Origin of the sequence: Frigidibacter oleivorans (assembly GCF_003993775.1) — a bacterium.
Lineage (GTDB): Bacteria > Pseudomonadota > Alphaproteobacteria > Rhodobacterales > Rhodobacteraceae > Frigidibacter > Frigidibacter oleivorans.
Window position 1 is genome coordinate 101,232 of sequence record NZ_RJRZ01000005.1, and the last position, 20,228, is coordinate 121,459.

Below are 20,228 nucleotides of genomic sequence, written 5' to 3' on the forward strand. Positions count from 1 at the left end.
GGTCCTCCTTACACGGCGATTGAAGGTGCAAAGCGCCGCAGTCGCAGAGCGTTGCCAAGGACGAAGACCGACGATAGCGCCATCGCGGCGGCGGCGAAGATCGGCGACAGCAGGATTCCGAAGGCGGGCCAGAGCGCGCCTGCCGCAACCGGGATCAGCAGGGCGTTGTAGATGAAGGCCCAGAACAGGTTCTGGCGGATGTTGCGCATGGTGGCCTTGGACAGCGCGATGGCATCCGAAACCGCAGTCAGCCTGCCCGACATCAGTACGACGTCCGCCGCCTCGATGGCAATGTCGGTGCCGGTGCCGACGGCAAGGCCCACATCCGCTTCGGCCAGGGCGGGAGCATCGTTGATCCCGTCGCCGACATAGGCCAGCGGCCCCAACGCCTTCAGACGTTTCACAGCAGCGACCTTGCCGTCGGGCAGCACCTCGGCCGCAACTTCGTCGATGCCAAGCTGGCGGGCGATGGCGTTCGCCGTGCGGCCATTGTCGCCGGTGATCATGGCAACCTTCAGCCCCAGCAGGTGCAATGCCCGGATCGCCTGCGGCGTGGTTTCCTTGATCGGGTCCGCAACGGCGATGATCGCGGCAAGCTTGCCGTCGATGGCGGCATAGAGCGGTGACTTGCCCTCGTCGCCGAGCCGGGTCGCGGTATCGCCGAAGCCCGAGACATCGAGGCCGAGCTTGACCATGTAGCGGTCGGCGCCGACGTCGACCCGCTGTCCGCCCGCCGCCGCCGTCACACCGAAACCGGTGACGGAATCGAAGGCAGTGACCTCGGGAAGGATCAGGCCCTCGGCTTCGGCCGCGGCGACGATGGCGCGGGCGATCGGATGCTCGGACTTCGCTTCGACAGCCGCCACCACTGCCAGCACTGCGGCCCGGTCGAAGCCCGGCGCCAGCGCCATGTCGGTCAGGCGCGGCTTGCCCTCGGTCAGGGTACCGGTCTTGTCGAACGCGACCACCTTGACGCTCTGCAAGGCTTGGAGGGCCTCACCCTTGCGGAAGAGCACGCCCATTTCGGCACCACGCCCGGTGCCGACCATGATCGACGTTGGTGTGGCCAAACCCATGGCGCAGGGGCAGGCAATGATGAGGACGGCGACGGCGTTGACCAGGCCAAAGGTCAGGGCCGGATCAGGCCCGAAGATCAGCCAGACGGCGAAAGTCAGGACGGCAAGCGCCATGACGACGGGAACGAACCACATCGTCACGCGGTCGACCAACGCCTGGATCGGCAGCTTGCCGCCTTGCGCGGCTTCGACCATGCGGATGATCTGAGCCAACATCGTAGCCTCGCCCACCGCCGTCGCCCGGAAACTGAAGGCGCCGGTCTGGTTTACTGTGCCGCCGGTCACGGTGCTGCCCGGTGCCTTCTCGACCGGCACGGGCTCGCCAGAGATCATGCTTTCGTCGATCCAGCTTGCGCCCGTCGTCACCTCGCCGTCGACCGGCACCCGCTCGCCCGGGCGGACCTCGACGACATCGCCCGGGCGGACTTCGGCGACCGGCACTTCGACCAGGCCGCCATTGCGAAGGACACGGGCGGTCTTGGCCTGAAGTCCGACCAGCCGCTTGATTGCCTCTGAGGTCCGGCCTTTTGCGCGAGCTTCAAGCAGACGACCAAGGAGGATCAATGTGACGATGACTGCCGCCGCCTCGAAATAGACATTCTGGGTGCCTGGGGGAAGGATTCCGGGGGCAAAGGTTGCCACGAGGGAATAGCCGAAGGCAGCCAACGTTCCGACCGCGACTAGGCTGTTCATATCAGGCGCCAGACGCGCCAAGGCCGGAAACCCCTTGCGGTAAAACCTGAGGCCAGGGCCAAGGAGGACCACGGTCGTCAAGGCGAACTGAATGTACCAGCTGTTCTGCATGCCAATGCTGTTCATCACCGCCATGTGGACCCACATGAACAGATGCGATCCCATCTCGAGGACAAAAACCGGCAGAGTCAGAGCCGCAGCAAAAAGCACATCGCGCCTCAATGCGGCTTCCTCGGCCGTTTTCTTCGCGGCGGACTCTTCTGACATGATGGCGGTTTCGGTCGCTGCCCGTGCCACGTAACCCGCATCCGCGATTGCGCCGATCAGGGAGGCAAGATCCGCCGTTCCGGTGGCCGTGGCGCGTTCCGTGGCCAGATTGACATTGGCTGCGGTCACACCGGGTACCGTTTTCAAGGCCCGCTCCACCCGTGCGACGCAGGAGGCGCAGGTCATCCCCTCGATGATGAGATCGATCGGGCGCGTTGGCACATCATAGCCCGCGTCCTCGATTGCCTTGACCAGAGCCGACCGGTCGAGGTCTGGCCCGATGATTTCTGCCCGTTCCGTCGCGAGGTTGACGGCTGCGGTTTTTACCCCGGAGACCGCCTGCAGTGCGCGCTCAACGCGCCCGACACATGATGCGCAGGTCATGCCCTCGACGTCGATCACGATCCGGCCGAGGTCTGCCGTGGCGTTCTGAGGGGCTTGTATGTTCATCGCGGCACTCCAGTGGCGAGTTACTCCGCTGACTGAGATAAGGCTTCCCATGATGATAAGGTCAAGCCCTGATTTCAATTTGTCTGTTCACGGATTTGTTCCCTTGACCTTACAACGGTGGGAAGGCCCATATCGAGTTGCATGAGGCGATTGTCCAAAAGGAGACACTCATGCAGTTCCATATCGAGAACATGACCTGCGGCGGCTGCGCACGCAGTGTGACCAAGGCGATCCAGGCGGTGGACCCCACCGCTAAGGTGAGCGCAGATCCGGCCTCGCACAAGGTCGAAGTGAAATCAGCGGCTTCTCGCGACCGATTGGTCGCTGCGCTGACTGAGGTCGGCTACGCGCCTGCCTGACAAAACATAACCATCGAAGGAAAATCTGAATGAACAAACGTACTCTAGCGCTGTCTATTGCGGCTGTTGCTGTTGTCGGCGGGATCGCATTTGCCCAGCAAACCATGGAGGGCATGGACCACTCCAACATGGGCGGCATGGGCATGGGGGATATGGGCATGATGAGCCATGCGACCCTGATACCCCCGGAACTCGCCAATGACCCGGCTACCGTCGCCAGCGCTGCCGCGATGGACAAGATGATGGCCGACATGATGGTCCCCTATACCGGCGACCCGGATATCGATTTCGCCAGGGGCATGATCCCGCACCACCAGGCCGCTATCGACATGGCGAAGATTCAGCTTGAATTCGGCAAGGACCCCGAAATGCGCAAGCTGGCCGAAGCGATCATTGCGGCGCAAGAATCCGAGATCGCCACGCTCAAGGCCTTTCTCGCCACCAAGGGCATGTAAGCCCGGCATGACCTTGGGCGGCGCGGTCGAGATCGGCCGCGCCGCGTGCAATCCGGGACGCAAAGGAGTTCGGTTTGATGGCCAGCAACGCGCAGAAACCGGACACCCACCCGCCGATGGCCGGAATGGACCATTCCGGGATGGGCCATGGTGCTAAGCCCGCCGTTGATCACACCGCGATGGGGCATGCGCCACAGGGGGGTAGTGCCCACGCAGGACACGGCGACATGGTGGCCGATTTCCGCCGCCGGTTCTGGGTATGCGTCGTCTTGACCGTCCCAGTCTTGGTGCTGTCGCCGATGGTGCGGGTCTTTACGGGGCAAGGGATGGCACCCCTGTTTGCTGGCGAAGAGTGGGTCGCGCTGGCCCTGTCTTCGATCATCTATTTCTGGGGCGGCTGGCCCTTCCTGAAAGGGGCACTTCCGGAAATCCGCAGTGGTCGTCCGGGCATGATGACGCTGGTCGCGCTTGCCATCTCTACAGCCTATTTCTACTCGGCTGCCGTCACGCTGGGACTGCCCGGCGGAGAGCCGTTCTATTGGGAACTGGCCACGCTCGTCACGATCATGCTTTTGGGCCATTGGCTTGAAATGCGGTCCGTCCTCGGCGCTTCTCGCGCTTTGGAGGAACTGGTCCGCCTGCTGCCCGATACCGCACTGCGCGTTACTGCGGACGGTGGAACGGAGGACGTGCCCGTCGCGGCCTTGATTGCCGGCGACCGGGTCGTGATCCGCCCCGGCGCCAAGGTGCCGGTCGATGGAACGATCATCGAAGGCACATCATCCTTCAACGAGGCCATGCTGACCGGGGAATCGAAACCTGTCACGCGGTCTGCGGGCGAGGTTGTCATCGGCGGTGCGGTAAATGGCGAAGGTGCTGTTACCATCGAGGTGAAGGCGACGGGCGAGGCGACCTACCTGTCACAGGTCATCGCCATGGTGAAAGTGGCGCAGGACAGCCGCTCGCGCACACAGGATCTGGCTTCGCGCGCAGCGACTGTCCTGACTTGGATTGCCATCACCGTCGGCCTCGGATCGTTCGGTTACTGGTATGCGGTCGGGGCGGGGGCCACTTTTGCGCTTGAGCGGATGGTGACCGTCATGGTCATCGCCTGCCCGCATGCGCTTGGCCTTGCCGTGCCGCTCGTCGTGGCCGTCTCGACATCGCTGGCAGCGCGCAACGGACTGCTGATTCGCGACCGTGCGGCCTTCGAGCGTGCGCGGGATCTGAATGCCGTGGTCTTTGACAAGACAGGCACACTGACCGAGGGCAGGTTCGGCGTCAGCGATCTGGTTTTGCTGCAAGATGGCGACGAGACAACCGCCTTGCGCCTTGCGGCATCGGTTGAAAGCCAGTCGCAGCATCCGATCGCCATGGGAGTCGTCGCCGCCGCGAAAACCCGTGGCATCGGATTTCCGGCACCGGAAGGATTGCAGAGCATCACTGGTGCTGGCGTAACGGCGCGCGTTGAAGGGCAGGAAATCGCGATTGTCAGCCCCAGTCATCTCCGGCGGCAGGACAGACCTGTAACCGACCCCCGACTCGCCCTGCTGGAGGCGGCCGGCAAGACCGTCGTGGTGCTGGAGGTCGGCGGCCAGCCCTATGCGTTGCTTGCTTTGGCAGACATCGTGCGCACGGAATCGCGTGATGTCGTAGCGCGTCTCAAGGCAAAGGGCGTCAGGTCAATCATGATGACAGGAGACGCAGAGGGTGTCGCGAAGTCGGTCGCCGCAGAACTCGGCCTCGATGAATATTTCGCACAGGTGCTCCCGGATCAGAAAGCGGCCCGCGTGAAAGAACTTCGCGCCCGGGGTTTGAAAGTCGCCATGGTCGGAGACGGGGTGAACGACGCGCCAGCGCTCGTCGAAGCCGATCTTGGGATTGCAATTGGTGCGGGAACGGATGTCGCCGTGGAATCCGCTGACGTGGTCTTGGTGCGTTCTGACCCAAGGGACGTCGAGGCCATTCTTGGTTTGTCACGAGCGACCTATTCGAAGATGGTTCAGAACCTGATCTGGGCGACAGGATACAACGCCTTTGCCATTCCAATGGCGGCTGGCATCACTTTCGGCACCGGCTTCCTGATGACGCCTGCAGTCGGTGCCGTATTCATGTCGGCCTCCACGATCATTGTTGCCATCAACGCGCAACTGTTGCGGCGATACAGATCGAGCTAAGGAAACATTGAGCGCTTAGGACGACCAAGCGGGCTTTTCGGTAAGCTGCGAGGGGCGGCGCGATCAATCCAGAATGGCCATTCAAGCCATGCCGAGCGGGAACCTGGAGCAGGTTGCGTTGCGCTCTTTCAGCCCATGCCGTGAAGTCCGTGGAAGCCACCTGTGACAATCACGGGTACGACGAACACAGCAGCCAAAATGACGATCACGACGCGCTGCCAGAGTTTTTGGTGCCGCCAGCAGAGAAAGACAGTGGCGAACAGAACCAGCCCAAGTTCCACCACGCCGATGATACCGCCGTAATAGTTCGGGTCCCAGTAGCTGACCGGACTGCGGAATACCCAGTCCGACACGGGCCAGAATTGGCGGCGGGCATCGTCATGATGGGTGACGAAGTCGGTGGCCGCATGCAAAAGGCCGGCTCCTGCAAAGGCGGTAAGAATGAGGTGACGTCGCCAGTGTCCAAGAGCAAGAAGCAGGCCCCAGACGAAAAAACTGTGATCAACGGCAAAAATGGCCTGCCATGAGTCCGAGTAGAAGAGGTCTCCGAAGACTTCATGCTGCGGAATTCCGACCAGGCGTGTCGAAAATAGGACCAATGCAAACATCGGGACATCAGGGGCGAGGCCGCCCAGCATGGCCGCTACCAGAGTGGCCGGCACGATGGGACGCGCAAAGACGGCAGCCCCGATCAGCATATGGGTTGGTGTGTTCATCGTATCAACAGACCGGAACTGGTTCGGCCTTCTCCTCTTGCGCAATCTCTCGGAGGAGGGAGAGGGGAACCGCACCGGTGAGCACGGTCCGGCCGATCACCAGACCTGGGGTGCCGATGAACCCGAAGAGATCGGCAAGTGCGCGTGTTCGTTCGAGCTCGACCTGAACCGCAGCGGAGGACATGTCAATCAAGAGCCGCTCGACATCCAGATCAAGGGTTTCCGCCACACGCCGCACCGAGGCCTCTTCGGCAACCATCGGTGTCCGCATGAAGCGGCGGCGAAGCTCCTGTTGCTTGCCCTGACGTGCGGCGGCAACAGATGCCCGGGCGGCCAGTTCAGACGGCGGCCCGAAGATTGGAAGTTCGTGTTGCACGAGCCGGTACGCAGCCGGATCTTCGGCCAGCAGGGTCTCAAGATCCCGCTCGAGTGCACGGCAGAAGGGGCAACGAAACTCACTGAAGTAGGCGATCGGAACCACAGCATCCGGGGAGTTATTTCCGAACAGGGCTGGGCATGGGTCAGTGCGCAGGGTCTCCATGCGCGCCCTGCGTGCTCCCGCATCAGGTAGTGGCCCATCGAGACCGACAAGGGCGATGTTTGCCGTGGAGGTCTGACCGGCCAGCTCCAGTCGACGAAATGGCGGCACACCCTCGATGTCGACATAGGACAGCCCGCTTCCGCCAAGCCGGTCCCAGGGCAGGGCCCGTAGTCCATAGATCAAGGCTACGATGCCCCCCAACACGAAGACATAACGACGGCGGATCGTCACAGGACAGTAACCGGCGTTCCGACTGGGACCTGCTCATAGAGTTGGATCACATGGTCGTTCAGCATCCTGATGCAACCGTTCGACACGGACCGTCCAATCGACCACGGCTCTGTCGTGCCGTGAATCCGGTAGTAGGTGTCGCGCCCGTCGCGGTAAAGGTAGAGGGCTCGGGCGCCCAGTGGGTTGCCAGGTCCGCCCGGCACCCCCTCGGCAAACTGGGCATAGCGATCGGGATTCCGGCGGATCATGTCGTTTGTCGGGCGCCATGACGGCCATTCGGCCTTGCGTTCAATGATTGCCGATCCCTTGAATGCCAGACCGGCCTTGCCGACGCCGACACCGTACCGGACGGCCCGCTCGGAATCGAAAACATAGTACAGAAAGAAACTTCGCGGGAAGACGAGGATCTGACCGGGGGCATGTTGCTCTCGGACTCGGACCTCGCGAGGTTGAAATTCGTCGGCCAGTACGAAGGGTTCATCGGTATGGGCACGAAGGACAGTTGGCATCGAGAGGGCTGCAGCGGCTGCGCCGGAAAGAAAGGATCGACGGAAAATCATGCGAACTCCTGAGAGGAACGTGAAGGACGAGGGTTCACTCAGAGGAAGGTTCGCGGAGGTGGGCGACCGGGGGCAAAGGCGCGGCTTGAGGCAGAGACCGGCGTAATCACGAACCGCGCAGACTTGGCATACGGTGCCACCTCGAAAAATGACAAGGAGGCAGTTGCGACAAGCTGGCAGGAGGCATGGCCTGATCCGTCGCTGCAAAGGGCGTCCTGGTCCACAGCTGCGGTTTGAGCATGATCTGCATGAGCGCCGTGGGATGCGTGATCAGGAAGCGCCGCCCAAAGAAGGGCGACGAGCAAGCACAAACCGCACAGGGTGTTCGCAAACTTACGCATGGGCGCAGAATAGCGCTCTTGGTGTATGGGAGAGGTGTTCACATCGAAGTGAGCAGAGAATTTCCCAACAAAAAGCGGCGAAAGCGCCACGGCTTCACCTCTTTGTGACCCCTGTGCGATGCAAAGCGATTTGACCTTCCCACATTGGAAGCCGGCACAGGTAACAAAAAAGAGGAGCAGACCATGCGATTCAGTCGACGACTTTTCGTTGCCGGAGCCCTTGCCGCGCCTTTCCTGACGGGCCGGGCAGCCTTTGCGACCGAGGACAATCAGGGACCAGTCCGGAACAACATCTCGGCGTTCCGCATCCATGAGTGGCAGGACCACTTCGACTCGCTTGGGGTCGGGGTCATCATCTCTGACACCACGGGCAAGGTTCTCCAGCACTGGACGAGCGACGGTCAGATGTTTCTCTATCCCACTTCGGTTCCGCTATCGGATGAATTGACCCGGCGGGGATACACCGAGGTCGTCGAGAAGCGGGTTAACCCAAGTTGGGCTCCGACGCCCTCGATGCGGGAGCGCAACCCGGAGTGGCCAGCCTTCGTGCCAGGAGGCGATCCAACCAATCCGCTTGGCACCCGCGCCCTGTATCTATCGTGGCAGTACTACCGGATTCATGGTACTCACGACACGCGTAAGATCGGGCGTCGTTCGTCGAACGGCTGCATCGGGCTTTACAATGAGCACATCGAAGAAGTGTTCGACCGCACTCCGGTCGGAACGAAAGTCAAGCTGATCTGAACGGATGAGAGCGACAGCATACCCATTGGCCCCAACGCAGAACCTGCTTGCACGCAGGTTGTTGCGTTTCGTATCGATGTGGCTTCTGACTGTCGCTCTGGTCATGGGCTTGGTGTTGGGACAATCTGCAGAAGCAGCGCCTGGCAACGAGCATCATTCCGGCCTCACCGTCGAGGCTGCTGATACCCCCGAACAGCAATCTTCGGTTACGCCTGCCTGCCATCCCGGCGTCACTTGCACTGCGTTCGTTTTGCCGGATGCTCTGGCATCGATACAGCCCAAGGCCGTTCCGGCTGTGCTTCAGCCCGATGCTGAGCAGTCGCAACGCCGTTTTGGCGGTCCGGCCATCACACTTCCTCCCCCGCGAACCCTGACCTGACAGTCAGGCCGAACGATTGTTCGATGACCAGAAGAGCCGGTTTGAAAGACTGGCTCAGGTTCGACCCTTTCTCAGCCTGACTCCAGAAGTCGTCCCAAGGTGCGACCCGCCTGACCGGCAGGGCGCAGCCAATGAGCAACAACAAAAACCCAAGGGCAGTCAGGCAGATGAAATCTCAATGGACGGGCGCGATCGCGCTTGCCGCTTCCGCCGTCGCGGCAGTGGCGCTGGCACATACGGGGGCGACGGGCGTCGTCCTGGACCGCATGAACGGAATGACGGCAATGCGCGATACCATCGCGGAATTGGCACCGATGATGCAGGGCACCGTGCCCTACGACACCTTCATTGTGTCTGAAGGCGCCAGCGTCATTGCAAGTCATGCGGGCGGGACGATGCTGTCGCTCTTCCCTGAAAACAGCCTTGAAGGCGTCACCTATGCTAAGCCGGATATCTGGTCCGACTGGCAGGAGTTCGCGGCTCTCTCCGAAGAACTGAAGGCCTATGCTGACGCCTTGGCCGAAGCAGCCCCGAACGGTCTCGAGCCTGCGAGTTCGCCAGATGGCGAGATGGCTGGCATGGATCACTCGGCCATGGGCATGACCGGAACACCGCAACCGGCGCAAGGCTTCACGATCGCGGAATTGATGGGATACGGAGCGGCTCCGGAAGAGATCGCGGTGGCACGAGGGACATCGGACCCGACAGTTTTGGAGCTTGATCTGACGACACTGGCGGCCGACGACCTCTTCAACCGGATCAGTGCGACCTGCTCTTCCTGTCATGCGCAGTTTCGAGCGGGCCGGAACTGACCATGCGAGGTTTGATCCGGCTTTCCTTTGTCTTCCCAGCCATTGTGGCAGGTATAGGTGCCGGGGTGTTGGCACTTTGGCCGATCGGGGAGGTCGAGCCCGCGAGCTTTCCTCCCGGCGATGCCGAACGCGGGGCCTATCTCGCGCGCGCAAGTGGCTGCGTGTCCTGCCATACCAACTCAGACGCCAAGGGTCTGGCGCTCGCGGGAGGTGCGCCTCTGGACACACCATTCGGCACCTTCGTGCCACCGAACATCACACCGCATCGGGAGGCCGGGATCGGGCGCTGGACTGTGCAGGATTTCGCCAAGGCGGTGCGCCAAGGGGTGTCGCCTGACGGCGACCCCTACTACCCCGTCTTCACCTACTCTTTCTACGCCGGTTTTACCGATCAGGACATTGCCGACCTCTGGGAGGCGTTCCGCACCGTCCCGGCTGTTGGCGATGCAGCCCCACCCCACGACGTCGGCTTTCCCTTCAGTTTCAGATCGGGGCTGAAGCTCTGGCGCGCGGCTTACCTTGAGACGCCCAAGACGGACGCACTTATGGGCACGTCTTCCCCGTGGAACCGCGGGCGGGTGCTGGTCGAAGGGGCTGCACATTGCGCTGCCTGTCACACGGGCCGAACCCTGGCAGGGGGCCTTGATGACGGCGCCCGCTTTGCCGGGAACGACAGCCTTCCAGGGGGCAGCAAAGCACCGCCAATTCTGAGTGACGTTCTCCTTGCAAAAGGTTGGGGCGTTGCGAACCTGGCTTACGCGCTTCAGTCCGGGATTCTGCCTAACGGTGATGCTTTCGGCGGCAGCATGGCCGAGGTCGTCGCTGAGGGCACGTCTTTCCTGAGCGCTGCCGACCGCGAGGCCATTGCCACCTATCTCCTCGACCCCGAAGGCACGGGCGACATTCCTGCGCCCGCACCGACGCCGGTCGAGACCCCGATGGCTGGAATGGATCATTCACAGATGGATATGGGAAATGGGAACTAGAGCGCTTGCCGTCATTCTGGCTTTGGGCGTTGCCGTCTTCGTCGGTGTCTTCATCTGGACCACCGTCTGGACCCTCGATCCGCGCGACACGATCTCCGCTGATCCATCGGCGACAGCCGAAGTGTCCGAGGCGCTTTCGGACGGACGGATGGACGTCCAGGTCTACGCGCTCGGTGGTCGTGACGTTCGGGTGGAAATCCAGTTCATGCCCGATACCGACGCCGGCGCAGCTGCCGGCATGCGGCCAGATGTGAACTTTGCGATGGTCGACATGCACATGGACGGCGTAGCGCCTCCGCTTCAGCTGGTCGAGGCAGGCGTCTGGCGCGCCGACGTGAAGCTGCCCATGGCCGGTCGTTGGGTCGTCAGTGTGGGCTTTGGTGAAGAGTTTGCAGAGGTCGAGTTTGATGCGCGATAACCTAGGTCCGGCAACTTTTCTGAATGATGACAGCCTTCGCCGCAACCTGCGCGGCCTAGCTGTTGGCATCACACTGTTTGTGGTCCTCGGCACGGTCACTGCCGTATGGGCGAACCCACTTTTTGTCCGGATGACTCCAGTCGGGCCTTGGGAGTTCGTCGCGACCGTTCTGACGGCCTTCCTCGGAGGTGTGACAGCGGCGTTGTGGGTCCCTCAGTGCAACTTGCGCGCTTCCGGGACGGGTGGGCTTGCCAGCTTTCTCGGAATCGCCTGCCCAACCTGCAACAAGGTGCTCATGCTGGTCTTCGGTGGACCGGCACTTCTTGCCTGGTTTGATCCGCTCCGGCCGTGGCTTGCGACTGCCGGGCTCGTCATCATGGGTATCGCCGCGTTGACAACATGGCGCCGGTTTCGCGCTGTCCGCACTGGCAACAGGGTGGTGCTGGGACTGCGGGGCCTTGATCGGGGTAACGTGAAATGAAGACAGTCACGGTCCATGACCCAATGTTCCGACGGCTGAGCCGGAATGTACTTTTGCGGCACGGGCTGATGGCCCTCCTCTCTGCTGGCCTCGTTCTGATTTTTGCGGCTATCCATGGCGAGTGGAGTCCGATGCACCGCTGGAACCGGGCACTTGCCGACGCCTCGCTGGTGCTGGTTGCGCTTTCGATGGGCCTGGGGCCTCTGGCCCGGCTCCTCAGACCCGCAGTGTTGGTGCTGCCCTACCGCCGTGAGTCGGGCATCTACGGCTGCCTTCTGGCGCTTGTGCATGCTGGAATCATTCTTGTCGGCTGGGTCGAATGGGACCTGATGCGGCTCTTCGGCTTCGAATGGCATCCCGAACTCCTCAGCTATGTCATGTTTCAGCATGGCTTTGGTCTGGCCAATGCGATCGGGATCGCCGCCTTGCTCCTCGGCGTCCTCCTGGCCACAACCTCAAGCGATGTCGCAATGCGCCGCCTGGGCGTTTCCGGCTGGAAGTTCCTGCAAATGGGTGTCCTGCCGCTCTGGTGGCTGTCTGTAGCGCATGTCGCCTACTTCCTGTTCATGCACTTCCTCAGCTTTCACCGGGCGACGCCCGAGCCGAACCCGCTGCAGTATTGGTTCGTCGGACTGGTGGTCTTGGTCCTGGGACTGCGACTTGCCGCTTACCTGAAAACCATCGGCGGCAGACGCATACCGGAGTCTCAGGACGAGAGGGCCAAGCATGCGCCGATCTGAACGGGATCTTGCCCAAGCCGCACGGGTAACGACGCGTCGGTCACTGTTGCTTGGCGGTGTGATGACCTCGGTGGTCGGCGTGCTTGGTTTCCGGATGTGGCAACTAGGTGTACGCGATGCTGAGGAATATTACCTCCTGGCCGAGGAAAACCGGATCAATTTGCGGCTGGTGCGCCCCGACCGGGGCCGCATCTTCGACCGCGCGGGCAAGATCGTCGCGGACAACGAACACACCTACCGGATCACGCTCGTGAAGGAAGAGGCCCGGGACGTCGATGACGTCCTTGCGAAACTGCAGCGGCTTCTTGGTCTGACGGGTGAGGTCATCGACCGGATTCGGGAGCAACTTGACCGCGTTCGGGGCTTTGTCCCGGTGACCGTTAAGGACAGGGTCACCTGGGAAGAGTTGTCAATCATCGCCTTGAACACCCCGGCTCTTCCGGGTGTCCACCCGGAGATGGTCCTGTCCCGGGTCTATCCCTTCGGGCCGGACTTTGCCCATCAGGTCGGCTATGTGGGACCCGTCAGCGACAGCGATCTCACAGCCAAGGACGGGGAACCCGATCCGCTTTTGCGCTCGCCGGACTACCAGATCGGCAAGACGGCGCTTGAGCGGATCCACGAGCGTGCGTTGCGCGGTGAGCCGGGAGCTCAGCGGGTGGAGGTCAACGCCGGCGGCAGGACCATGCGCGAGCTGGCACTAGATCCGCCGACCCCCGGCTCGGACATGCAGATCACACTGGATCATCATTTGCAGAACTTCATGCGTGTGCGCCTCGAAGGACAAAGCGCGGCGGCAATCGTAATGGATGTCACGAACGGTGATCTCCTCGGCTGCACGTCTGCCCCTGCATTTGACCCGAACCTCTTCGTGCGGGGGATATCGAGCAAGGACTACAGCGGACTGCGCGACAGCGAGTTTCGCCCGCTTGCCGACAAGACCGTTCAAGGGGCCTATCCGCCGGGGTCCACGATCAAAATGTCGAATGCGCTCGCGGCTCTGGAAAGCGGGGTCATGGATCCAGCAGAAACCGTGACCTGCAACGGGTACGTGGAAATCTCTGGTCGCAGGTTCCATTGCTGGAAAAGCGGCGGCCATGGGCGGGTCGACATGGTCGGTGCGTTGCGGCAGTCCTGCGACGTCTACTTCTACGAAGTTGCGCAACGGATCGGGATCGATGGCATCTTTGCGATGAATGACCGTCTCGGACTGGGCCAGAAATACGACCTTCCGCTGTCGGGAATGGTTCACGGCAACAATCCCTCGCGCGCCTGGAAGCAAGAGCGTTACGGTCAGGATTGGTTGATTGGCGACACGATCAACGCGTCCATTGGCCAGGGCTTCACGTTGACCTCGCCAATTCAGCTAGCCACGATGACCGCGCGCCTGGCCTCAGGAACGGCAGTCCTCCCGCGTCTCGTGCGCCCGCTCGGTGGGGCCAGCCCGGGTGAACCTGCGCCTGTCTCACTTGGACTTTCGGCAGAAGCGCTTGCGATCGTGCGACAAGGGATGTTCGAGGTGTCGAACCACGAGCGTGGCACCGCATACGGGTCACGGATCGCGGATGTGACCAAAGCCATGGCCGGGAAGACCGGAACGAGCCAGGTGTTTTCGATCACAGCGGCCGAGCGCGCAGCCGGTGTCCGATCGCAGGACGAACTCCCATGGAACAGGCGGGACCATGGGCTGTTCGTGGCCTTCGCACCGTTTGATGCGCCTCGATATGCCGTGACTGTTGTAGTGGAGCATGGCGGCGGCGGCTCAACGGCGGCGGCACCGATCGCGCGCGACATCATGCTCTTTGCCCAACACGGCGGCCTGCCGCCCGAAGATGCCTATCCTACTGCGCAGCGGGCCCGAATTCGGGAGGATCTGGCTCAACTGTCCGAACGGATTCTCCCGCCGGATGGGGTGACACCGATCACCGTGAGCCGGACATGAAGGCCACCAAGCCAAGAAATGGCAGGTTCAGAGGCGTTGCGGTTGTTGCGCCCGCCGCAATCTTTCTGCTGTTTGCGCCGCAAGCAAACGCGTTCTTCCACAATAGCCCCGATTTCGAACAAGGTCGCGCCATCTATGAGGCGGAATGCGCGTCGTGCCACGGCGCCGATCTGGAAGGACATCCCGACTGGCGAACGGCCAATGAGGACGGGACGTATCCCGCCCCGCCGCATGACGCGAGCGGCCACACCTGGCATCACGGCGACATCATGCTGCGCGACTACATCAAACGCGGCGGGCAGGCGGTCCTTGACGAAATGGGCGTTGCCTTCACATCCGGCATGCCGACTTTCGGCGACCGTCTGACGGACGAGGATATCGAAGCTGTTCTCGATTACATCAAATCGACTTGGCCCGACGGCATCCGCGCCACGCAAGCAGAGCGGAGCGCCGTCGAGGCACTCGCCCCATGATGCCTGACCCGAACGATAGTCTGTCGGTCCAAGTTTGGACTTGCCTCTCGAGTTACTTGAGGAAGCATCAACCCTCAAAAAATGTACGAAATGAAAGGTCCGCCCGATGCGAATGAAATCCCTGCTGCTTGCCAGTGTCTTCTGTTTCCAAGTCGCTATGCCGTCCTTCGCGCAGGAGGTCTCGGATGAACGCATCAAGGCTCTCGTCGCCGAGGCCCTGCGCGAAAACCCCGAACTGATCCTCGAAGCGCTCCAGGCCCTCGAAGAGCGGCAGGCGGAAGCGCAGGCAGCCGCCGCAACCGCAGTATTGGCCAATGAACGCGACACATTGGAACGTGACCCTAACGCACCGGTTCTAGGCAATCCGAAGGGCGATATCACGGTAGTCGAGTTCTTTGACTACAACTGCCCCTACTGCAAGCGCGCCATGCCGGAAGTCGACGCTCTTCTGGCCGAAGACGGCAACATCCGGTTGGTGATGCGCGAATGGCCAATCCTCAGCGAGGGATCTGCCTTTGCCGCACGCGCCGCGCTCGCATCCCGGAAGCAGGGCAAATATGCTGAGCTCCACAATGCTCTGATGGGTATGCGCGGCAAGGTAGAAGCCGACACGGTGCTGCGTGTCGCCGGCGAAATCGGCTTGGACTTGGACAGACTCAAGGCAGACATGCAGGCGCCAGAGATCGACGAGCACATTGCAACCTCGATGCGTCTGGCCGAGGCGCTCGGTTTCAACGGGACGCCATCCTTTGTCGTAGGCGATCAGCTGGTCCCCGGTTTTGTTGAAAAGGCGCAGCTTTCCGAAATCGTGGCTTCTGTTCGGGCATCAGAATGAGTGGTTCGAAACGAGTCGCTTCGGAATGCTCCTGTTGCACCGCCTTCCCTGCTCGCAGGACGATCCCGGCCGTCCCGGCCCTCGCGGCGGTACTATGGATCGCTCTGTCTGGAATTGCGGCAGCGCATTCGTTCATTGCAGCAATTCTCGTCGTCAGTGAGAATGTTGAGCAAGACCTTGCGGAGGCTGTCCGAGGATTCGTGTTGGCTGCCGACGAGCGGGACGGGCACCCAAACGAAACCTCCGACGGGCATCTGGGCGGCGTTGACGTGCATGTTCTTCCGCTTCCGGCCGAAGCCACCAGACTTGTCCAGAAGTTGACTGGCTCACCAGACGAGCCGGCTGATGTCGTCATCGTCCTTGGACCGAAGCCTGCCGCCGACGACGCGGCGAGCAAGTACAGCCGTGCGAGCACCGTTCTGGTGCAAGCACTCCTTGCGGAGGGCTGGAATGGTGATGACCGCATGGACGGTTTCGTCACACGCTACCGGCTCGCCTACGGCAAGGAGCCCGGTCTTTTGGCCGCCTCAGCCTACCACGCGGCGCGCAGGTTGGATGTCGCGATCAGACCGCTTGACGGAGCGGGGCCGCGGGATGTGCTTCTGGAAGCCTGGCAAGCATCCGAGGTCGGCTTGCAAAGATGAGCCTATGGTCTCTCGCGCGGCGCGCACCGGGTGGGGATCTCACGCCGCCGGATAGCTGGTGAAGACCGTACTGCTTCCGTCCAGACCGACCATAACGACATCATAAGCCTGACGCTCTGTCTCTGGTCCCATTCCCGGTGAGCCGAATGGCATGCCCGGAACGGAAAGTCCCACTGCCAAGGGGCGTTCGGCCATCAACCTGCGGATATCCGCTGCTGGAACGTGCCCTTCGATGGTGTAGTCGCCGATGGTCGCCGTGTGGCAGGACGACAGGTTCTCCGGGATACCGCGCTCCCGCTTATAGGTCGCGAGGTCTTCGACACTGCGCTCTTCAAAGCTGACGTTGAAGCCGCTTTCGCGTAGGTGGCCGATCCAGGCGTTACAACACGGACAGCCAGGGTCCTTCACCACATGGATCCGTTCGTCCCCTTCGGCCAGCAAAGGCACAGTGCTCATGGCAAGGATGGCCGGTCCGGCAAGAAGAAGAGTACGGCGCGCAAGGATCATCAAAAGCCCCATTTTATGTGTCACCGCAAAATACTGCCAAAGGCCGGGCGTGGCGAGCGCAGTATGGCTCCCAATAGGCCTGATCACCAAGAAACTACCGAAGACGCGCGTCCCCGGCCTGCACCAGAAGGACGCCGTGATTCTCATCTGCGTCATCGTCCGTAATCCGACGGGTCTGAACGCCCGGCAGATCTGCGAAACCTTCCATCATCCGTTTCGGGAACCAGGTCATTCGCAGGCTTTCGAAGCCGGGAACGCCTTCCAGTACGCGCGATATTGCAATTGTGCAGTTCGCCTTGGGCACCGCGCCGTACGCTTTGGCACGCGCCATGATCAGGTCCGCAACTTCTGGTGAAACCATGATTGTCTGCTCGACAACGTCGTAAGTTTCGCGAGCATGGTAGTCGATGTAGAAGTCGACCATCTTCGGCGTGATCCCGAAATGGACGTCGTTGCGCTCTGGAAGCTTCGGATGTCGCCAGGTTCCCGCCGGGTCAAAGAGAACACGCTCTGAGCCATTGATCAAAAGCCCGGCGTGCGCACCGGCGCCGCTGCGGGTCGACAGGACGGTATAGAGCGTGACCGAGGTCGGGCCGACATGTTCATAGCGCGCGTCGGCCACGGCTTCATCCGGCGCCCAGATCGGTTCGGCGCCGCAGGCGGACAGCAACAGAGTTGCGAAAAGGGCGAAGACCAATCGTTTCATGGTGTGTACCGTCAGATCATTGAAGTTTTCGCGACCCGCGTTCGGTTGCCAGTAAACTCTGCGCTATCAAGTCAAGACGAGGGAAAACGCGGCAATTCTGCTGCAGTCGATGTCATCGCCATATTGCCCAGACACCAAACTGTCAGATGACGGCACCAGACCACACTGATACACATGACGTCATGACCCGCTCGTTGTTTCCTATGCGTGCACTGATCCTCGCCGCCTATCTTCTGGCGGCGATCCTGCCAATGCTTGCCTTCTCCGAAGGTCGGCAACAGTCTCAGGCCGACCATGAGCAGATGATGGCGATGGCTGGCCATGGCGCGCATATGTCATCCGCAGGCAGCCCGATTGACGATGCACAACGGCTGCTTTGCCAGCAACATTGTCTTTTTGCGGCTGCGGCTCTTCCCGCCCCAAGCCCGGGCGTCGTCGCCATCGCGCGTTCGGTTGAAATCAACCTGAACAATGACCTGCTGGCTGCATCGCTTGCGCTCCCGCCACCTGGCCCACCTCCGAAACGCACACTGATCTGACCCTATAGCTCCGGTTCGCCGGGGCCTTCAGTCTTTTCACATTGCGATACAGGAGAATTCGCATGATCGCTCTCTCTCGCCGCGGCTTTCTGGGCGCTTCTGCGGCTGCTGCCGCCTCACTTATTCTGCCTGCTCGTGCTAGAGCACAATCAGCCCGCATGTCGCTGACGGCGACGACCCGGACGCTCGATATCCGGGGCAGGGCCGCCACCGTCTGGGGGCTGATGGACGGCAACGGCCGGTCTGGATTGGTCCTCGACCCGGGTCAGGCATTCGCCGTCGATCTGACGAATACCCTGACCGAGCCGACCATCATCCACTGGCACGGACAGATCCCGCCAAACGCTCAAGACGGCGTGCCGGACATGCCCATGGCCACGCTGCAACCCGGCGAAAGCCGCGCCTATGACTTTGCCGCGCGCCCGGGCACGCACTGGATGCATGCCCATATCCCCGCGCATGAGATGCTGCTGCTGGCCGCCCCCCTGGTCGTGCGGCGGCCCGAGGATGTTGCGGCCGATCGGCAGGACGTGACGCTGTTCCTGCACGACTTTTCGTTCAAGCCGCCTGCGGAGGTGCTGGCAGAGATTACCGGCGGCGCGTCCATGGCCGGGATGGACCACAGCCAGATGGGTCAGGACGGCATGGCCGGCATGGACATGGGCGCAATGGGTCAGGGGGACATGATGGCCATGCCGGGCATGGACGGCATGGCGATGGACCTGAACGACTACAACTTTGACGCCTACCTTGCCAATGACCGGACGCTGGACGACCCCGAAGTCGTGCAGGTGGACAAGGGCAGCAAGGTCCTTGTTCGGGTGATCAACGCGGCCGCCGCGACGGTGTTCTGGATCGACACCGGCGCACTGACCGGGCGGCTGGTTACTGTGGACGGAGAGCCGGTGCAGCCCCTTCCTGGCAACCGTTTCGGAATCGCGATGGGCCAACGGCTTGACATCGAGCTTAATGTTCCAGCCGAAGGCGGGGCCTTCCCGGTCCTCGCCCTGCGCGAGGGTGCAAGAGAACGGACGGGTCTCGTCCTTGCCACCCCGGGGGCCACGGTGACGAAGGTCGCCAACATGTCCGACGCCGACCATCCTGCCTTCAGCGCCGATCTGACGCAGGAAGCGGCCCTGCGCGCCGTCACCCCGCTGCCGGAGCGCGCGGCATCGTCGCAGCCGATGTTGATGCTGGGCGGCTCGATGATGCCCTACGTATGGACCATCAACGGGCAGACCTGGGGCAAACATTCCCCGGTGACCGCGAAAACCGGCGAGCGTGTCGAGATCATGTTCCACAACATGTCAATGATGGCACATCCCATGCACCTGCATGGCCACGCTTTCCAGGTGGTCGGCGTGGGCCAGAACCGGATCGCGGGTGCTGTTCGTGACACCGTTCATGTGCCGCCGATGGGGATGGTGACGGTCGCGGTGGATGCGGGTGAAGCGGCGCGGTGGATGCTGCATTGCCATCACATGCCGCATCTCTCGACAGGCATGATGACTGAGTTCGCGGTTTCGGCCTGACGACGATCCGGACCCGCAGATTGCCTGCGGGTCCGGCCTTCCGCGATGGGAAAACCAATGCCTGTTCAGATGGGTCGTCGACCTCTCCTTGCCGGTCTTGCAGCGAGCTTCATTGCGGGGCCCGCCCAAGCGCGACCGCCTTTCCGGCTGCGAAAGGACCCGCAGCCTCTGCTTTCCCCGCCTATCCAGGATGAAGCAGGAACCACCAGGGTTCTTGGGGACTTTGCCGGGCGTGTGATCCTTCTGAACATCTGGGCGACTTGGTGCCCGCCCTGCCGGGAAGAGATGCCGGCACTCGAACGTTTGGAAGGGCTGCTTGGAGGCCCGGATTTTGCCGTGCTACCCCTTTGCATCGACGAGGGCGGGATCGAAAGGGGCCGAGGTTTCTATGATGAGATCGGGCTTGTAAACCTGCCGCTCTACTGGGCGGAACCGTTGCGGGTTCAACTGGCTTTGGCCTTCATCGGACTGCCGACGACGCTTCTGATCGACCGCGAGACGCGTGAAATCGGGCGGCTTCAGGGCCCCTTCGACTGGGGAAGCGACGAGGCTGTCCGTCAGATATCGGATCTGCTTTGATCGGTCGCCATTCCCTTGATTAAATCCCTGCCTAGCACGTTGAGT

General features: G+C 61.9%; 22 protein-coding genes. 16 read left to right on the forward strand and 6 right to left on the reverse strand.

Going from position 1 to position 20,228, the window contains the following annotated elements:
* Nucleotides 1-8: 8 nt before the first annotated feature.
* Nucleotides 9-2,486 carry a heavy metal translocating P-type ATPase gene (locus EEY80_RS08930; protein ID WP_126976238.1) on the reverse strand — a complete coding sequence of 826 codons (2,478 nt, stop codon included), beginning with the start codon at nt 2,484-2,486 and terminating at the stop codon, nt 9-11.
* Between the two features lie 170 nt (nt 2,487-2,656).
* Between EEY80_RS08930 and EEY80_RS08935 the strand changes: the two genes are divergently transcribed.
* The 3 genes from EEY80_RS08935 to EEY80_RS08945 all read left to right on the forward strand — a co-directional run bounded on the left by EEY80_RS08935 (nt 2,657) and on the right by EEY80_RS08945 (nt 5,477).
* Nucleotides 2,657-2,845 carry a heavy-metal-associated domain-containing protein gene (locus tag EEY80_RS08935; RefSeq protein WP_126976239.1) on the forward strand — a complete coding sequence of 63 codons (189 nt, stop codon included), beginning with the start codon at nt 2,657-2,659 and terminating at the stop codon, nt 2,843-2,845.
* Between the two features lie 29 nt (nt 2,846-2,874).
* Nucleotides 2,875-3,300 (forward strand): CopM family metallochaperone, encoded by a 426-nt coding sequence (copM, locus tag EEY80_RS08940; protein WP_125327782.1) that lies wholly within the window; start codon nt 2,875-2,877, stop codon nt 3,298-3,300.
* Nucleotides 3,301-3,377: 77 nt separating this feature from the next.
* A complete protein-coding gene (locus tag EEY80_RS08945; protein ID WP_235829773.1) occupies nt 3,378-5,477 on the forward strand; it encodes a copper-translocating P-type ATPase in 2,100 nt (699 codons plus the stop codon).
* A gap of 128 nt (nt 5,478-5,605) precedes the next feature.
* On the opposite strand, the gene EEY80_RS08950 is transcribed toward EEY80_RS08945, so the two are convergent.
* Genes EEY80_RS08950 through EEY80_RS08960 form a run of 3 tightly spaced genes read right to left on the reverse strand, consistent with a single transcriptional unit; the run spans nt 5,606 to nt 7,525 of the window.
* Nucleotides 5,606-6,193, reverse strand: a complete 588-nt coding sequence (locus EEY80_RS08950) for a cobalamin biosynthesis protein CobQ (protein WP_126976240.1) — start codon at nt 6,191-6,193, stop codon at nt 5,606-5,608.
* Between the two features lie 4 nt (nt 6,194-6,197).
* Entirely contained in the window at nt 6,198-6,965 is a 768-nt protein-coding gene (locus EEY80_RS08955; RefSeq protein WP_126976241.1) for a DsbA family protein, read from the reverse strand.
* Nucleotides 6,962-7,525, reverse strand: coding sequence for a L,D-transpeptidase (locus EEY80_RS08960; RefSeq protein WP_126976242.1), 564 nt, complete (start codon nt 7,523-7,525; stop codon nt 6,962-6,964). Before EEY80_RS08960 ends, EEY80_RS08955 begins: the two co-directional genes overlap by 4 nt.
* A 524-nt stretch (nt 7,526-8,049) precedes the next feature.
* On the opposite strand from EEY80_RS08960, the gene EEY80_RS08965 reads away from it, so the two are divergent.
* The 10 genes from EEY80_RS08965 to EEY80_RS09010 all read left to right on the forward strand — a co-directional run bounded on the left by EEY80_RS08965 (nt 8,050) and on the right by EEY80_RS09010 (nt 16,320).
* Nucleotides 8,050-8,610, forward strand: coding sequence for a L,D-transpeptidase (locus EEY80_RS08965; RefSeq protein WP_112312982.1), 561 nt, complete (start codon nt 8,050-8,052; stop codon nt 8,608-8,610).
* Nucleotides 8,611-9,120: 510 nt separating this feature from the next.
* Complete coding sequence (locus EEY80_RS08970) at nt 9,121-9,801, forward strand: cytochrome c (RefSeq protein WP_126976243.1); 681 nt, start codon at nt 9,121-9,123, stop codon at nt 9,799-9,801.
* A gap of 2 nt (nt 9,802-9,803) precedes the next feature.
* Entirely contained in the window at nt 9,804-10,787 is a 984-nt protein-coding gene (locus EEY80_RS08975) for a c-type cytochrome (RefSeq protein WP_235829765.1), read from the forward strand.
* Nucleotides 10,777-11,205, forward strand: a complete 429-nt coding sequence (locus tag EEY80_RS08980) for a hypothetical protein (RefSeq protein ID WP_126976244.1) — start codon at nt 10,777-10,779, stop codon at nt 11,203-11,205. Before EEY80_RS08975 ends, EEY80_RS08980 begins: the two co-directional genes overlap by 11 nt.
* A complete protein-coding gene (locus tag EEY80_RS08985) occupies nt 11,195-11,686 on the forward strand; it encodes a hypothetical protein (RefSeq protein ID WP_126976245.1) in 492 nt (163 codons plus the stop codon). The genes EEY80_RS08980 and EEY80_RS08985 overlap by 11 nt, the downstream gene beginning before the upstream one ends.
* Nucleotides 11,683-12,426, forward strand: a complete 744-nt coding sequence (locus EEY80_RS08990; RefSeq protein ID WP_235829766.1) for a hypothetical protein — start codon at nt 11,683-11,685, stop codon at nt 12,424-12,426. The genes EEY80_RS08985 and EEY80_RS08990 overlap by 4 nt, the downstream gene beginning before the upstream one ends.
* Nucleotides 12,413-14,368 (forward strand): penicillin-binding protein 2, encoded by a 1,956-nt coding sequence (gene mrdA / locus EEY80_RS08995; RefSeq protein ID WP_126976246.1) that lies wholly within the window; start codon nt 12,413-12,415, stop codon nt 14,366-14,368. Before EEY80_RS08990 ends, mrdA begins: the two co-directional genes overlap by 14 nt.
* Nucleotides 14,365-14,841: a c-type cytochrome gene (locus tag EEY80_RS09000; protein WP_126976247.1), complete on the forward strand. Its 477-nt coding sequence runs from the start codon at nt 14,365-14,367 to the stop codon at nt 14,839-14,841. The genes mrdA and EEY80_RS09000 overlap by 4 nt, the downstream gene beginning before the upstream one ends.
* Before the next feature lie 112 nt (nt 14,842-14,953).
* Nucleotides 14,954-15,676 (forward strand): DsbA family protein, encoded by a 723-nt coding sequence (locus tag EEY80_RS09005; protein WP_232831648.1) that lies wholly within the window; start codon nt 14,954-14,956, stop codon nt 15,674-15,676.
* Nucleotides 15,677-15,879: 203 nt separating this feature from the next.
* Nucleotides 15,880-16,320, forward strand: a complete 441-nt coding sequence (locus EEY80_RS09010) for a hypothetical protein (RefSeq protein ID WP_126976248.1) — start codon at nt 15,880-15,882, stop codon at nt 16,318-16,320.
* Between the two features lie 39 nt (nt 16,321-16,359).
* Here EEY80_RS09010 and EEY80_RS09015 read toward each other — a convergent pair whose 3' ends face one another.
* Nucleotides 16,360-16,827: a DUF411 domain-containing protein gene (locus EEY80_RS09015; RefSeq protein WP_112312980.1), complete on the reverse strand. Its 468-nt coding sequence runs from the start codon at nt 16,825-16,827 to the stop codon at nt 16,360-16,362.
* A gap of 94 nt (nt 16,828-16,921) precedes the next feature.
* Nucleotides 16,922-17,533 (reverse strand): membrane lipoprotein lipid attachment site-containing protein, encoded by a 612-nt coding sequence (locus tag EEY80_RS09020; RefSeq protein WP_112312873.1) that lies wholly within the window; start codon nt 17,531-17,533, stop codon nt 16,922-16,924.
* A 146-nt stretch (nt 17,534-17,679) separates the two neighbouring features.
* Here EEY80_RS09020 and EEY80_RS09025 point away from each other — a divergent pair, with 146 nt between their 5' ends.
* The 3 genes from EEY80_RS09025 to EEY80_RS20585 all read left to right on the forward strand — a co-directional run bounded on the left by EEY80_RS09025 (nt 17,680) and on the right by EEY80_RS20585 (nt 20,183).
* Complete coding sequence (locus tag EEY80_RS09025) at nt 17,680-18,072, forward strand: hypothetical protein (RefSeq protein ID WP_126976249.1); 393 nt, start codon at nt 17,680-17,682, stop codon at nt 18,070-18,072.
* Nucleotides 18,073-18,134: 62 nt separating this feature from the next.
* Nucleotides 18,135-19,604 (forward strand): multicopper oxidase family protein, encoded by a 1,470-nt coding sequence (locus tag EEY80_RS09030; protein WP_112312870.1) that lies wholly within the window; start codon nt 18,135-18,137, stop codon nt 19,602-19,604.
* Nucleotides 19,605-19,673: 69 nt separating this feature from the next.
* Nucleotides 19,674-20,183, forward strand: a complete 510-nt coding sequence (locus tag EEY80_RS20585; RefSeq protein ID WP_112312979.1) for a TlpA family protein disulfide reductase — start codon at nt 19,674-19,676, stop codon at nt 20,181-20,183.
* Nucleotides 20,184-20,228: the final 45 nt, after the last annotated feature.

Excerpts from the sequence above, each read along its gene's own strand:
- EEY80_RS08930 (WP_126976238.1), bottom strand. The coding sequence starts at position 2,486 with ATGAACATACAAGCCCCTCAGAACGCCACGGCAGACCTCGGCCGGATC.
- EEY80_RS08935 (WP_126976239.1), top strand. The coding sequence starts at position 2,657 with ATGCAGTTCCATATCGAGAACATGACCTGCGGCGGCTGCGCACGCAGT.
- copM (WP_125327782.1), top strand. The coding sequence starts at position 2,875 with ATGAACAAACGTACTCTAGCGCTGTCTATTGCGGCTGTTGCTGTTGTC.
- EEY80_RS08945 (WP_235829773.1), top strand. The coding sequence starts at position 3,378 with ATGGCCAGCAACGCGCAGAAACCGGACACCCACCCGCCGATGGCCGGA.
- EEY80_RS08950 (WP_126976240.1), bottom strand. The coding sequence starts at position 6,193 with ATGAACACACCAACCCATATGCTGATCGGGGCTGCCGTCTTTGCGCGT.
- EEY80_RS08960 (WP_126976242.1), bottom strand. The coding sequence starts at position 7,525 with ATGATTTTCCGTCGATCCTTTCTTTCCGGCGCAGCCGCTGCAGCCCTC.
- EEY80_RS08965 (WP_112312982.1), top strand. The coding sequence starts at position 8,050 with ATGCGATTCAGTCGACGACTTTTCGTTGCCGGAGCCCTTGCCGCGCCT.
- EEY80_RS08970 (WP_126976243.1), top strand. The coding sequence starts at position 9,121 with ATGAGCAACAACAAAAACCCAAGGGCAGTCAGGCAGATGAAATCTCAA.
- EEY80_RS08975 (WP_235829765.1), top strand. The coding sequence starts at position 9,804 with ATGCGAGGTTTGATCCGGCTTTCCTTTGTCTTCCCAGCCATTGTGGCA.
- EEY80_RS08980 (WP_126976244.1), top strand. The coding sequence starts at position 10,777 with ATGGGAACTAGAGCGCTTGCCGTCATTCTGGCTTTGGGCGTTGCCGTC.
- EEY80_RS08985 (WP_126976245.1), top strand. The coding sequence starts at position 11,195 with ATGCGCGATAACCTAGGTCCGGCAACTTTTCTGAATGATGACAGCCTT.
- EEY80_RS08990 (WP_235829766.1), top strand. The coding sequence starts at position 11,683 with ATGAAGACAGTCACGGTCCATGACCCAATGTTCCGACGGCTGAGCCGG.
- mrdA (WP_126976246.1), top strand. The coding sequence starts at position 12,413 with ATGCGCCGATCTGAACGGGATCTTGCCCAAGCCGCACGGGTAACGACG.
- EEY80_RS09000 (WP_126976247.1), top strand. The coding sequence starts at position 14,365 with ATGAAGGCCACCAAGCCAAGAAATGGCAGGTTCAGAGGCGTTGCGGTT.
- EEY80_RS09005 (WP_232831648.1), top strand. The coding sequence starts at position 14,954 with ATGAAATCCCTGCTGCTTGCCAGTGTCTTCTGTTTCCAAGTCGCTATG.
- EEY80_RS09015 (WP_112312980.1), bottom strand. The coding sequence starts at position 16,827 with ATGATCCTTGCGCGCCGTACTCTTCTTCTTGCCGGACCGGCCATCCTT.
- EEY80_RS09020 (WP_112312873.1), bottom strand. The coding sequence starts at position 17,533 with ATGAAACGATTGGTCTTCGCCCTTTTCGCAACTCTGTTGCTGTCCGCC.
- EEY80_RS09025 (WP_126976249.1), top strand. The coding sequence starts at position 17,680 with ATGACGGCACCAGACCACACTGATACACATGACGTCATGACCCGCTCG.
- EEY80_RS09030 (WP_112312870.1), top strand. The coding sequence starts at position 18,135 with ATGATCGCTCTCTCTCGCCGCGGCTTTCTGGGCGCTTCTGCGGCTGCT.
- EEY80_RS20585 (WP_112312979.1), top strand. The coding sequence starts at position 19,674 with ATGGGTCGTCGACCTCTCCTTGCCGGTCTTGCAGCGAGCTTCATTGCG.